Here is a 12,906-nt window from a genome sequence, read left to right as displayed (position 1 = left end):
AAATATTGTTCATGGTGACAGGTGTCACATTGCCGGGTCGCAATCTCGTTGCCCTGGTGTACCACCGAAGAAGCCACACACCCGCTTCGAAGGAGTCCGTGCTGCAACCGCGTCCGCCCGCCGCCCGAATCAGCCGCAGAAGTTTGCTGGGTTCCGCATTGGCCGCACCGCTTCTCGCCGCGCCGCTGGCGTCGACCACGGCCTGCTCGACCGATGACGACGCCCTCACCTTCTTCTTCCAGGCCAGACCGGAAGAAGCGAAGGTGCGGCTGAAGATCATCGACGAATTCCAGAAACTGCACCCCGACATCAAGATTCGCACCATCCTGTCCGGCCCGGACCCGTTGCAGCAGATGATGACCTACTGCGCGGGCGGCAAATGTCCTGACGTGCTGATGGCGTGGGAGATGCTGTACGCGAGTCTCGCCGACCGCGGTGTCCTGCTCGACCTGAATACCCTGTTGGACAAGGAGCCGCAGTACGCGGCGTCGTTGCGTGCCGACAGTTATCCGGCGATGTATGACACCTTCGCCTACCACGGTGGCCAGTACGCGCTGCCGGAGCAATGGTCGGGTGTATTCCTGTACTACAACCGCGCGATGTTCGACGAAGTCGGGATCACGCCGCCGACGCATTGGGACGACGCCTGGTCCTACGCCGAATTCCTGGATGCGGCAAAGGCTCTGACTCGTCGTGAACCTTCGGGTCGCACGAAGGTGTGGGGCTTCGCCGACCCGTGGGTGCCGTATTACTCGGCCGCCTGCTTCGCGTTGAACAACGGCGTGGAATGGTTCACGCCGTCGGTCGATCCGGTCAAGACCAATTCCGACGACCCCAGGTTCGTCGAAGCGTTCGAGTTCTACGCCGATCTCGCGGTGCGACACCGGGTGGCGCCGCAGGTCGGTGATCAGATGTCGGTGTCGGCCAACGACATGTTCCAGGGTGGGCGCGCGGCGATGGCGCTCGGTGGGCACTGGTTGTATTCGGAATTCACCGGAATCGATGAGGTGCCGCTGGACGTGACGGTGCTCCCGGTCGGACCGCACGGCGGGCCCGGCGCGGTGACCGACGTCGGGTCGACGGGTCTTTCGATCGCCGCCGACAGCCCGCGCATCGAACAGGCCTGGGAATTCGTGAAATTCGCGACCGGTCCGGTGGGGCAGGAGATCATCGCGGCCTCCGGATTATTCGTCCCCGTCCTGAAATCGGCGATGAACTCGCCCGGTTTCGCCGAGGCACACCCAGATGTCGAGAACATGAGCGTGTTCACCGAAGGGCCGGATCACTCACGGCCACTGGCCATCACTCCGTCCTGGGGCAAGATCAAGGCGTTGGCCGAGCGCAGCACCAACCGAGTGTTCCGCGGCGCCGACTCCGCGGATTCGCTGGCCGGGCAGTTCACCGCCGACGTCAACGGTGTGCTGGAGGCCACCTCATGAGCACCGTCACGCGGGCGCGCAAGCCGCGCCGTTCGGCGCCGCACGACGGCGTGGCCTCCCGCCTCGCCGTCAAACGGGAACGTGCGGCATGGCTGTTCATCACGCCGAACTTGGCGGCGGTCGCGGTGTTCCTGCTGTTTCCGCTCGGATTCTCGTTCTATCTGAGCTTTCACTCGTGGGATCTGTTCGGGCCCATGCGGTTCGTCGGCTTGGACAACTACCGCCGACTCTTCGGCTCGGACCCGCTGTTTCTCATCGCGATGCGCAACACCGCGCTGTTCACCGTGATGACCTTGGTGCCCACCGTGGTGATCGGGCTCGCCGTCGCCGCGGCACTGAACCGAAAACTCAAGGGAATAGCGCTTTTTCGCACCATAGCCTTTCTGCCGCTGGTCGCCTCGACGGTCGCGATGGCGGTGGTGTGGCGGTTCATCTTCACCACCGACAACGGGCTGCTCAACATCGCTTTGGGGTGGGTGGGCATCGATCCTGTGCCCTGGCTGACCGACCCGAACTGGGCGTTGGTCTCGCTGAGCGTGGTCACGGTGTGGAAGAGCGTGCCGTTCGCGACCGTCATCCTGCTGGCCGCCATGCAGGGTGTGCCCGAGCAGTTGTACGAGGCCGCGCGGATCGACGGGGCAGGTGGGGTGCGCCGGTTCTTCGCCATCACCCTGCCGTTGATCCGCGGGCCGCTGTCGTTCGTCTTCGTCATCACCGTCATCAATACGGTGCAGGCATTCGACCAGGCCTATGCGCTGACCGGCGGGGAGGGGCAACCCGAGACCGGCACCTACCTGTTCGGCATCATGCTGTTCCAGCACGCGTTCGCGTTCTTCGAGGTCGGTTACGCCGCGGCATTGGCGTGGGTGGTGTTCGCGATCCTGCTGGTGCTCACGGTGGCGCAATTGTGGTTCGCGCGCCGAGGAGAGGTGGACGCGTGAGTGTTTCCGACGTGCTGCGGCGCAACACCCAGGACCGCGACACCGTGCTCGCGACAAAGGATTCCCCCGGAACCACCGCGCAGCGGGCGACCGTCCGCCGGATGCTGCGCGGCGCCGGAATGTATCTGATCCTGGTCGCCATCGCATGGTGCGCGCTGGCGCCGATTCTGTGGGCGGTATCCGGGTCGCTCAAACGCGACGGTGAACTGGGGCAACCCAATCTCGTGCCCGAGCAGCCACGCTGGGCGAACTACGGCGAGGTGTTCGACACACTGCCGCTGGGTCGGATGCTGCTCAACACCACCGGGTACGCCCTGTGTGTCACCGCGGGTCAGGTCTTCTTCTGCTCACTGGCCGGATATGCGTTCGCGCGCTTGCGGTTTCGCGGCCGTGAAACCCTTTTCCTCGCCTACCTCGGCACTCTCATGGTCCCGTTGACCGTCACGGTGCTGCCCCAGTTCATCCTGATGCGTACCTTCGGCTGGGTGGACTCGCCATGGGCGATGATCCTGCCCGGCCTGTTCGGCAACGCCTTCGGCACCTATCTCATGCGCCAGTTCTTCGCCTCGCTACCCGCCGAACTCGAGGAGGCCGCCATTCTCGACGGCTGCTCCACCTGGCAGGTCTATTGGCGAGTGTTGTTGCCGCACACCAGACCCGCGCTGATGGTGCTCGCGGTGCTCACCTGGATCACCGTATGGAACGATTTCCTCTGGCCGTTGATCATGATCCAGAACAACGACATCGCCACGGTCACACTGGGTTTGATCCGTCTCCAGGGGCAATACACCACCGATTGGCCACTGCTCATGGCCACCTCGATCATCATTCTGTTGCCGTTGTTGGCGATCTACGCGTTCGCGCAGCGCGCCTTCATCCGCGGCATCGCCATGTCGGGGCTCGGCGGGCGGTGAAGCTACTCAGCTACCCCAGTAGGTGCCGAAGCTCCACACATTGCCCTCCGGGTCGCGGGCGCTGAAACCGCGCGAACCGTAATCCTCGTCGCGTAGCCCCCGCACCACCTCGGCCCCTGCGGCTTGCGCGCGTTCGAACAAGCCGTCGGGGTTATCGCACACGAGGTATACCGAGTCTTGACCCGGCGCGCGGCCCTTGAACGGGCCGCCGTCGGGCAGTGCGCTACCGAACATCACGCCGCCGCCCAGCGGCCAGCGCAATTCACCGTGCTCGACGATCGATGGGTCGTCGTTCCTGGCGTAGAGCGCCGAGATCTCGAAGCCGAACGCCTGGACAAGGAACTCGGCGTTCGCCCGCGCGTCACGAAAGGAAAGACACGGCCAGACCGCACTCTTGGTGGTCGTATTCGTTGCTGTGGATTGCGTTGATTCGGTCATGTCCCGAGTTTCACCCCGCGAACCCCGGCTCGTCTTGGACAGATGGAATCTCCTCCGCCAGCCACATCGTAGGGCTGGTACCGGCCAACTCCGCGAAATCGCGATTCAGGTGCGCCTGGTCGTAGTAACCGCACACCGCCGCGACCTGCGCGATCGTGCTGTAGGACGGGGCGTCGCCCAGCATTCTGCGTGCGCGTTCGAAGCGGGTGATCTTGCTCGCGAGTTTCGGTCGTAGGCCGAACTCCTGGTCGAATCTTCGGGTGAGATGCTGTCTGCTCCAACCGATTCCAGCGGCCAACCCGCCGATCCGCACGGTGCCGCCGGACCGCACGATGCGCTGCCACGTCCAGGTCAGCTCCGGGCCGACGACGCGATCGGGCCGCACGAGATCGCCGAGTACCTCGTCGCACACCGCGAACCGCCGCGACCACCGCGTCGTCGACTGCAACCGCTCCCACAATCGCGCACCCGGGGGCCCGAGCACGTGCGCCGACTCCACCGTCGTGTCCCACAGTTCGGCCGCGGGCATCCCGAACAGCGCGCGACTCCCCAGCGGTGTCAGCTCGATCCCGATGCCCTCCTGGTATCCGTCGTGCGCGATCAAGGCATTGCTGGCCTGCAATCCGCTCAATACCCCGCGGTACGCGCCCGGCGACTGCGCCGGGTCGGTATGCGCGATCACGTCGATGGTGTGCCCGATCCCGACGATGAATGTCATATGTCGAGACGGCAGTCCCCGATGCAGCCCTGGGGCGAAACCCACCATCCGGTACCCCACGTACCGATCGATGAACGCCCCGAGCACGGGCGCAGGCCGCGCCATCACGACCTCCGAGGTCGGCTCCATGCGGCCGACGTTACTCCCCACACCACACGGTCACGCCCCATCATTCCCAGCGACCCCACCCCTCCAACCCCAAGCCCAACTGCGCCCAATGCAGTGCCAACCTTGCACACACGCCACCAACCACCCGGTGAAACCCACCACCCCAACAAAATCCAGCCACTCAAAAAGCCGCCGAAACACCTGTTCCGAGCGTCTGCGACCGCACTCCGCGACCCAACACGCGATTCATCCGATGAAATTCACTGTCGTGTCAAACCCAAGGTCGCTACCGTTGCTCGGTCGAAATGATCCCTGGAGGTGTTGATGCGTCGGGTCCAATACGAGCGCGGCGAGAGCGGTCCCGAAGTGTTGGAACTCGTCTGCGTCCCCGAACCGACGCCAGGTCCCGGCGAACTGCTGGTTCGTGTCGAGGCCATCGGCGTGACATTGCCGGTGGTGCGCAAGGTTCGCGAGCAGCGCGAGCCCATCGCGCTGGGCGGTGAGGTCGCGGGCGCGGTCGTCGCGGTCGGTGCGGGTGTCACCGAATACGCCGAGGGCGACAGGGTGACGGGGCTGGTGTTCGGACACGGCTACGCCGATTACGCGCTGTTGTCCGCGGCGATGGCTTCACCGATCCCGGACGGGGCCTGCGCCGTCGACGCCGTGGCATTGGTCCGTAGCGGCCTTGTCGCACTCGGCGCGCTCGATGCCGCCGACCCCAAGGACGGCGAATCCGTGCTGGTCACCGCCGCTGCCAGCGGTGTGGGTCATCTCGCGCTCCAGTTGGCGCGCGTGTGTGGCGCGTTGCGTGTGGTCGCCGCGGTGTCGAACCTCGACAAGTCCGCGTTCGTGCGTGGTCTCGGCGCCGACGAGGTGATCGAGTACGGGCAGCAGTCCTGGGGGGAACCCGTCGATTACGCGCTCGACGCGGTCGGCGGCGACCTGCTCACCCCAGCCATCGCGGCGATCGTCCCCGGCGGCCGACTAGTGTCCTACAGCTCCGGTGGCGGCACCATCCAGGCCTACGACCTGCTGGTCGGCGGCAAATCGGTGATCGGCTTCCAGATGGCGCGCATCGCCATGGGGCAACCCGAGTTGTACGAGAAATGGCGCACCGAACTCTGGCACTGCTACGACTCCGGGCAAGTACGTCCAGCTGTGCACGCCCGCTTCGCCTTGGCGGACGCGGCGCAGGCGCACCGGGTGATCGAGCAGCGCACCAATCTCGGCAAAGTGGTGCTTGTTCCGTGAGGGCGCGCGGGTCGGCGACGGGCGAGGGCCGGGCGGGCGCGCTCACCGCGTAGACTCCAGTCCTCGTGAGTCTCACCCTCGGAATCGTCGGCCTGCCCAACGTCGGAAAATCGACGCTGTTCAACGCGCTGACCAAGAACGACGTGCTTGCCGCGAACTATCCGTTCGCGACCATCGAGCCCAATGTCGGCGTGGTTCCACTGCCCGATCCCCGGCTGAACCAACTGTCGGACATCTTCGGTTCCGAGCGCATCGTGCCCGCCGTCGTGTCGTTCGTCGACATCGCGGGCATCGTCAAGGGTGCCTCCGAAGGCGCGGGCCTCGGCAACAAGTTCCTCGCCAACATCCGCGAGGCCGACGCCATCTGTCAGGTGGTGCGGGTCTTCGCCGACGACGACGTGGTGCACGTCGACGGCAAGGTCGACCCCGCCTCCGATATCGAAGTGATCGAAACCGAGCTCATCCTCGCCGACCTGCAGACCCTGGAGAAGGCGGTCGTGCGGCTGGAGAAGGAAGCCAAGATCAAGAAGGACCGCAAGCCGGTCGCGGAGGCGGCGAAGGCCGCGCAGGAGTTCCTCAACAACGGCACCACCCTGTTCGCCGCAGGCGACAAGGTGGATACCGAACTGCTGAAAGAACTTTCACTGCTCACCACCAAGCCGTTCCTCTACGTCTTCAACGCCGACGAGTCGATCCTCACCGACGAGGCGAAGGTCGCGGAATTGAAAGCCAGTGTGGCCCCGGCAGATTCGGTCTTCCTAGATGCGAAGGTCGAAGCCGAACTCCTCGAACTCGATGACGAGTCCGCCCTGGAACTCCTCGAATCCATCGGCCAAACCGAACCCGGCCTACACGCCCTCGCCCGCGCCGGTTTCCACACCCTCGGCCTCCAGACCTACCTCACCGCGGGCCCGAAAGAGGCCCGCGCCTGGACAATCCACCAGGGCGACACCGCCCCCAAAGCCGCAGGCGTCATCCACACCGACTTCGAACGCGGCTTCATCAAGGCCGAAGTCGTCGCCTTCACCGACCTCGTCGATGCGGGGGCGATGACTGCGGCCAAGGCGGCGGGGAAGGTGCGTATGGAGGGGAAGGATTACGTGATGCGGGACGGGGATGTCGTGGAGTTCAGGTTCAACGTGTAGCCGTTGCGCCGGTGTCTGAGAGTTACGCCGGACTGTGAGAATGCGTGGGCTCGGAGCGCTGTTTCGTATCTTTGGCGCTATTCCAACGCCGCACGCGCCGCCGTCATCCTGGCAGGTGTCGCCGCGTCGACGCATTTTCCGGATAGGTGCAAATGTGCGAGGCCAGGCGGTCAATCGTCGTAGTGCCCGCCGACAACGACAACGACAAGCTCGGTGTCGGTCACGAAGTAGACCAACCGGTGCTCTCGGGTGATACGCCTCGACCACTTTCCTGCGAGTTGGTGTTTGAGTGGTTCGGGCTTCCCGATACCCGCGAACGGGTCGGCTAGCGCTGCGGCGATCAGTTTGTTCGCGGCCTTCAGAACGGATCGATCGCGGGCGAGCCAGGACGTGTAGGTCTCCCAGCCGTAGGACGTGAAGACGAGCTTGCGGTCAGGCATCCGGGTCCAGCAATTCTCGCGTTTCGAACTCTCCTCGATCTGCCTCGCGTGCGGATTCGAGCAGGCGAACCCCGCCGTGGGTGGCGAGAACGTACAACGTTTCCTGGATGGAATTCCAGTCAGATTCAGAGACGAGTACCGCGTTCTCGCCACTCTTCGTCACCACGGTGACGGTGTCGTGGTCGTCGTTTACTTGCTGTACAAGGGAGAACAGCTGCTGACGAACGGTCGATATTGGTAGCGCGGACATCGCAAAACCCTTCGTTGCAAGTTGTACGAGATATCGTACGACTTGCAACGCAATCGTGCAAGTGTGGTTGCTGGAGTGCTCCGTCTCAGGGGGCAGCTCATTAGCTGACGCGTGGCTTCACGATCAGACGAGCGCCTCACCGCACCCCGTCGGCCGGTTCGACGGGGAGCGGGTCGGCGCAGGTGTTGGGGGTGGGGGTGTTGGTGAGGTGGTCGGCGAACCACTGGAACATCTTGGGGTAGACGGCTTTTTCGGTGTTGAGGTCGTGGCCGGTGTCGGGGACCCACTGGGTGGTGACGGGGATTCCGGCGGCGCAGTAGCGGCGGGTGAGGGAGGCGGTGAATTTAGCGGGGATGAGTTCGTCGGCGAGGCCGTGGGAGAGGTAGACGGGGACGCCGGGAGGCAGGTCGGGGGCGCGGTTTTCGTCGAAGGCGCTGCGCCAGGCGGGGTTCGAGAGCGGGTCGATGGCGAAGTAGTCGCCCATGCCGGTGAGGACGGCGAGGCGGGGCAGGAGGGCGGCGGCGGGGGTGCCGGTGCAGGTGGCGGCGGCCGCTTCGCGGTTACGGGCGGCGGCCTGCGGTGTGAGTAGCGCGTTCGGATCGAGTTGCGGATACACCTTGGGGAATTGGTTGATCACGAATGGGGTGACCGCCCAGCCGTGCAGCAGACTCGGCGGATCGTCGGCGAGGATGCCCGAGAGGTCCGAGGCCGGGGCGCCGGCCCCGTCGGCGACCAGGTGCAGTTCCGGCGTGTAATCGTGAGCTAGCGCGGCGGCGGCCAACGAGATGAGCCCGCCCTGGGACACGCCGTAGATGAGCATGTCGGTGCCAGCGCCGGTGGGCAGGTTGCGGGCGGCGCGCGCGGCGTTGAGGGTGTCGCGGCCCTGGTCGGCGGCCACGAGGTAGTGCTCACCGTCGTCGTCGGTGCCCGCCGCACCCGCGTAGTCGGTGGCCGCGACCACCCAACCGCGTGCGATGGCGTCCTCGAGCCAGGGCATGGTCTCGGCGACCGCGCCGCGGCGGCTCGGCGCGCATTCGGCGCCGAGGCTGACGGTGCCGTGCGCGTAGTTCATGATCGGCCGGTTGGTGGTGCCGCCGTGCGGTGCGAACACCAACCCGGAGGACACCGTCGGCGTCCCGTTGCGGTCCTGCGACCAGTACAGAACTCGCCATCCGTCGCCGTCGACACCGGATGGTGTGAGCGGCGCCGAACGAATCACGGTGCCCGGCGCGCCGGCCGGAATGTCCTTGGGCACTTCGTAAAACGCGTCGAGCCTGGTCTGTTCGGTGCGTTCGTTCGCGGCTTGCGCCACAAGGTTCACGTAGAACCCCACACCGACGATCAAGACAACGAGCTGTACCGCCGCCGCGACGGGCCGCCACCAACGCAGCGCACTCGCCCTCGGCAGCGGCAGGGTGAGTCGAACACCACGCACCACCATCGAGATCCCGGTAACTACCAGCGCGACAAGGGTATACGCGGTGAAGTCCAGCCCCGTCCGGAACGGAAACGTCGCGACGACGACACCGATGAACACCCACCACCCCGCCAGCGCCGCCGAAGCGGCCAACGGATCATCTCGGCGCGCACCCGCGATCAGCTCGAAAAGGCCGACACCGACAAAGAACCCGCCGACCCACACCATCGCCACCGAAGCCGACGCGCCGATCGCGGCAAACCCGAGCATGGCAGCGCCGACCGCGAAGACCGCTTCGATCCCGAGCACCCGTCGCGAGCGTCGGTCCCGATCGGGGTCGCTGGATGCGGAGGACGTCAACAGCTTCACCCCGCTGCTGCGACGAACCGATGTGGACTCGCCCCGAGCTGCCCAGCCGGAGCGCGCCGCCGGGGAGCCCTGTGACGGCTCGTCGGAAGCGGTCGCGGCGCCCGAGGTTGCCGGACGTGCATCCGAAGCTGTTGTGACGCTGGCAGTGTCCCGCTCACCATCGATGCTGTCGCCGTGCTCCACCGAACGGCGCGCCGCCCACCACCGCCAGCCCACCGAACCCGCGACCACCAGCATCGCAACGGCAACCACCACCCGACCGGCGACCAACGAAACCCCGAACGGCCGATACAGCAGCAATGCCGAAACCAGCACCGCCACCCCGGAAATCACCCACACCAGCCCCCGCACATCCCACTTACGCCCAAACCCGCCCATCCGAGACTCTCCGTCCGCCGCAACACCGCCCACCCGCCAACCATACGACTCCTCATCCAGCACCCCCGCTACCCAAGATCAGCAGGCCACCATCAGCCGACAATGCGGCATACATCGCACCTATGCCCTTGTGATCTTGTATGCACACGGCTCTCGCCCCGGTGAAACCCCCACCACCCGAACCCAACTCAGCACTACCTCTAGCCGCCGAGACACGTGTTCTGAGCGAAGCGAGACCGGCACGGTAAGTTCGCGGCAGTCTCGCGTTCGAGTACCCGTCTCGCAGGCGACGCAGGAGCAAGAAACGGGTGCTCGAGCGCGAGACCTCGGGGCCGCGAACCACGCGGCGCCAGCCGCCAAAAATACAGCGAGGAGTATCTCGCCCCCGCGTATCACCCCGCACCCCGTCCTTGCGCCCGAACATCTCCACGCCGTGCACCATGACGTTGTCGACCGCGGTCGCGATCACCCCGCACGGCACCGCAGAAAACTCACGTGCCAACCCGCCCTCGAGCCACAAAGCCATCAGCCAGCACACAGTCGGTCACCCGCCCGAGCCTCAGCGCCCCCTCCACCACCTCTTCATCTTCCCTCGTACCACCGGACTCACCGCGAGCGCAGGCAGAAGCACAACCACCGCAACAACCCCCGCCACGATCTTCAAATACACAAGCAGCTCACTGACGATCTGAACCAGCGTGGGCACGGCGAACGGAACCGCCACCGTCGCAAGCGCGACGGCGAGAACGTAGGCCCGCGCGTAGGCCGCGGTGATCGCGGCGAACAGGAGTCCCGCCGCCATGACGAGCCCGGCCAGTGCGATGAGGTAGTTGTCCCACCAGGCGGGCTGATGTGTTCGCGGCGGACTGTTGCCCTGCGCGCGCAGCCCTTTCATCGCGCCGAGCATAGTGCTGACCTGCGGTGTGGCCGCGTGTCAGTTCGGCGTGGCGGACGGGCGGCTCAGTGGATTTCCGGTGGTCGCGGCCAGGGATTGTGTTCGAGGTGTTCGACGGATTCGTTGAAACGTGCGATGAGCCTGCCGAATTCGCCGATGTCGAGGTCGGACCAGTCGGCGACGACGGTGTTGATGTTGTCGCAGCTTTGCGCGCGGTCGGCGGCGAGTAGCTCCAGTCCTTTGGTGCTGGCGCGGATCTTGCGCGCGATGCCGCCGTCGGGGTCGGGCACGCGGTCGACGAGTTCCTGCTTGAGCATCGCGGCGACCTGTCGGTTGATCGTGGAGATGTCGAGTTGGAAGGCTTGCGACAGTTCGCGCAGGCTCAGTGCGCAGCCGGATTCCAGTCGGGTGAGGATGAGGAATGCCGAGCGGTCGAGGTGGAATCCGGGGCGGCGTAGCAGTGAGGCCGGGAAGTGTCTGGCGAACAACGCCAATTCGAAGACCAAGCGGGACAACGCCACGTCGTCGGCGACACCGGAGTCGGACATGGCGAACACTATGTCGTGTCGGTCACGCCGATTCAAATTGTGCACCATACATATCGTATGTAGCGTACACATAGTGACTGTTGCCGACGCGTCTCCGACCGTCTCCACCGAGGATCGACGCACGCCCGCGCCCGCCATATTGATCGCGACGCTCGGCACGGTCGGTGTCGTGGTCTCGCTGATGCAGACCCTCGTCATCCCGCTCATTCCCTCGCTGCCCGGCCTGCTGCACACCTCGGCGTCCAATGCCTCCTGGGTGATCACCGCGACGCTGCTCGCGGGCGCGGTGGCGACACCGATCAGCGGCAGGCTCGGCGACATGTTCGGTAAGCGCCGCATCCTGTTCTCGAATCTGGTTCTGCTTGTGCTCGGTTCGGTGGTGTGCGCGGCGTCGTCCTCGCTGGTCCTCGAGATCATCGGGCGCTCGTTGCAAGGTGCCGCGGTCGGTGCGATCGCGCTGGGCATCAGCATCATGCGCGACGAATTGCCGCCGGAGCGTGTCGGTTCGGCGATGGCGATCATGAGCGCGACGCTCGGTGTCGGTGGTGCGATCGGCCTGCCTGTCGCGGCGGCGATCGCGCAGCACGCGGATTGGCACGTGTTGTTCTGGACCTCGGCGGCGCTCGGTGTCGTCTGTGCGGTACTGGTTTTCGTGTTCGTCCCGGAATCGCCGGTGCGTACTCCCGCGCGTTTCGACTTCGGTGGCGCGGTCGGTCTCTCGATCGCGCTGCTCGCGCTGCTCGTCGCGATCAGCAAGGGCGCGGACTGGGGTTGGATCAGCACGCGCATACTGGTGCTGTTCGCGGTGTCGCTGGTGGTTTTCCTGGCGTGGGGCGCCTTCGAATTGCGGCAGCGTTCTCCGCTGGTGGATCTGCGGGTTTCGGCGCGCCCGAGGGTGCTGTTCACCAATATGGCGTCCATCGCGGTCGGGTTCGCGCTCTACGGCATGTCGCTGACCTTCCCGCAATTGCTGATGGCGCCGAAGGAGACCGGCTACGGTTTCGGCCTTTCCATGATCACCGCGGGATTGGCGTTGGCGCCGACCGGTTTCGTCATGATGCTGCTTTCGCCGGTTTCGGCCCGAATTTCGGCGATCAGGGGACCAAAAGTCACCCTCGCGCTTGGCGCCATTGTTATAGCTACCGGCTATTTATGTGCCGTTGTCATGATGAACAGTGTCTGGCAGATCATCCTCGCCTCCGTGATCGTGGCGGGCGGTGTCGGCCTCGCCTACGCGGCGATGCCAGCGCTGATCATGGGCGCGGTGCCGATCACGGAGACGGCGGCGGCCAACGGCCTGAACTCGTTGATGCGTTCGATCGGTACGTCGACCTCGGCGGCGGTGATGGGTGTGGTGCTCGCGCACATGACGACCACGCTGGGCGGGCACGCCTTGCCCAGCCGCGAGGGTTTCCACATGACGTTCCTGATCGCGATGGTCGCCGCACTGGTCGGCATCGCGCTCACCGCATGTATTCCGATGCGGAAGGCGCCCGACGCGGCGACGACGCAGGGCTACGCCTGATCACTCGAGGTCGAAGCCGGTCCGGTGGTCGCACTGGTTGGGCCGAACGATGCGAGTGAGTCGACGTTGTCATCGGCGTTGGCCGGTGAGCAGACTCCGGTCGAGAGGGTCGAAATCCACGGTCTCGAGA

13 protein-coding genes are annotated in these 12,906 nt (G+C 65.4%); 6 read left to right on the top strand and 7 right to left on the bottom strand.

What is annotated here, in order from left to right; translation table 11 throughout:
- The first annotated feature begins 98 nt into the window (after nucleotides 1-98).
- The 3 genes from ABEA50_RS01455 (at nucleotide 99) to ABEA50_RS01445 (ending at nucleotide 3,294) form a co-directional block, all read left to right on the top strand.
- On the top strand, nucleotides 99-1,439 hold the full coding sequence (locus tag ABEA50_RS01455; RefSeq protein ID WP_345493135.1) for an ABC transporter substrate-binding protein: 1,341 nt from the start codon (nucleotides 99-101) through the stop codon (nucleotides 1,437-1,439).
- Nucleotides 1,436-2,380 (top strand): carbohydrate ABC transporter permease, encoded by a 945-nt coding sequence (locus tag ABEA50_RS01450; RefSeq protein ID WP_345493134.1) that lies wholly within the window; start codon nucleotides 1,436-1,438, stop codon nucleotides 2,378-2,380. Before ABEA50_RS01455 ends, ABEA50_RS01450 begins: the two co-directional genes overlap by 4 nt.
- Before the next feature lie 101 nt (nucleotides 2,381-2,481).
- On the top strand, nucleotides 2,482-3,294 hold the full coding sequence (locus ABEA50_RS01445) for a carbohydrate ABC transporter permease (RefSeq protein ID WP_345494602.1): 813 nt from the start codon (nucleotides 2,482-2,484) through the stop codon (nucleotides 3,292-3,294).
- Between the two features lie 6 nt (nucleotides 3,295-3,300).
- Here ABEA50_RS01445 and ABEA50_RS01440 read toward each other — a convergent pair whose 3' ends face one another.
- Entirely contained in the window at nucleotides 3,301-3,732 is a 432-nt protein-coding gene (locus ABEA50_RS01440; RefSeq protein WP_345493133.1) for a VOC family protein, read from the bottom strand.
- A 10-nt stretch (nucleotides 3,733-3,742) separates the two neighbouring features.
- Nucleotides 3,743-4,579, bottom strand: coding sequence for an AraC family transcriptional regulator (locus ABEA50_RS01435; protein WP_345493132.1), 837 nt, complete (start codon nucleotides 4,577-4,579; stop codon nucleotides 3,743-3,745).
- A 303-nt stretch (nucleotides 4,580-4,882) separates the two neighbouring features.
- Here ABEA50_RS01435 and ABEA50_RS01430 point away from each other — a divergent pair, with 303 nt between their 5' ends.
- The gene (locus ABEA50_RS01430) at nucleotides 4,883-5,809 is read left to right on the top strand and encodes a quinone oxidoreductase family protein (protein WP_345493131.1); all 927 of its coding nucleotides are present in this window, start codon (nucleotides 4,883-4,885) and stop codon (nucleotides 5,807-5,809) included.
- A 65-nt stretch (nucleotides 5,810-5,874) separates the two neighbouring features.
- Nucleotides 5,875-6,954, top strand: a complete 1,080-nt coding sequence (ychF, locus tag ABEA50_RS01425) for a redox-regulated ATPase YchF (RefSeq protein WP_345493129.1) — start codon at nucleotides 5,875-5,877, stop codon at nucleotides 6,952-6,954.
- 170 nt (nucleotides 6,955-7,124) lie between these two features.
- Here the strand turns inward: ychF and ABEA50_RS01420 are convergent, their stop codons facing one another.
- The 5 genes from ABEA50_RS01420 to ABEA50_RS01400 form a co-directional block, all read right to left on the bottom strand.
- Nucleotides 7,125-7,394 carry a Txe/YoeB family addiction module toxin gene (locus ABEA50_RS01420; RefSeq protein ID WP_345493127.1) on the bottom strand — a complete coding sequence of 90 codons (270 nt, stop codon included), beginning with the start codon at nucleotides 7,392-7,394 and terminating at the stop codon, nucleotides 7,125-7,127.
- Nucleotides 7,387-7,644 (bottom strand): type II toxin-antitoxin system Phd/YefM family antitoxin, encoded by a 258-nt coding sequence (locus ABEA50_RS01415; protein ID WP_345493126.1) that lies wholly within the window; start codon nucleotides 7,642-7,644, stop codon nucleotides 7,387-7,389. The genes ABEA50_RS01420 and ABEA50_RS01415 overlap by 8 nt, the downstream gene beginning before the upstream one ends.
- Before the next feature lie 136 nt (nucleotides 7,645-7,780).
- Nucleotides 7,781-9,808, bottom strand: a complete 2,028-nt coding sequence (locus tag ABEA50_RS01410; RefSeq protein WP_345493125.1) for a lipase family protein — start codon at nucleotides 9,806-9,808, stop codon at nucleotides 7,781-7,783.
- A 559-nt stretch (nucleotides 9,809-10,367) separates the two neighbouring features.
- Complete coding sequence (locus tag ABEA50_RS01405) at nucleotides 10,368-10,703, bottom strand: hypothetical protein (RefSeq protein WP_345493124.1); 336 nt, start codon at nucleotides 10,701-10,703, stop codon at nucleotides 10,368-10,370.
- Between the two features lie 65 nt (nucleotides 10,704-10,768).
- The gene (locus ABEA50_RS01400) at nucleotides 10,769-11,251 is read right to left on the bottom strand and encodes a MarR family winged helix-turn-helix transcriptional regulator (RefSeq protein WP_345493123.1); all 483 of its coding nucleotides are present in this window, start codon (nucleotides 11,249-11,251) and stop codon (nucleotides 10,769-10,771) included.
- A 70-nt stretch (nucleotides 11,252-11,321) separates the two neighbouring features.
- Between ABEA50_RS01400 and ABEA50_RS01395 the strand changes: the two genes are divergently transcribed.
- Nucleotides 11,322-12,776 carry an MFS transporter gene (locus ABEA50_RS01395; protein WP_345494601.1) on the top strand — a complete coding sequence of 485 codons (1,455 nt, stop codon included), beginning with the start codon at nucleotides 11,322-11,324 and terminating at the stop codon, nucleotides 12,774-12,776.
- Nucleotides 12,777-12,906: the final 130 nt, after the last annotated feature.

The sequence above is a fragment of the Nocardia callitridis genome (assembly GCF_039543305.1).
GTDB lineage: Bacteria > Actinomycetota > Actinomycetes > Mycobacteriales > Mycobacteriaceae > Nocardia > Nocardia callitridis.
Note: the sequence above shows the minus strand (reverse complement) of the source record. Positions and strands in the feature narration are given on the sequence as shown.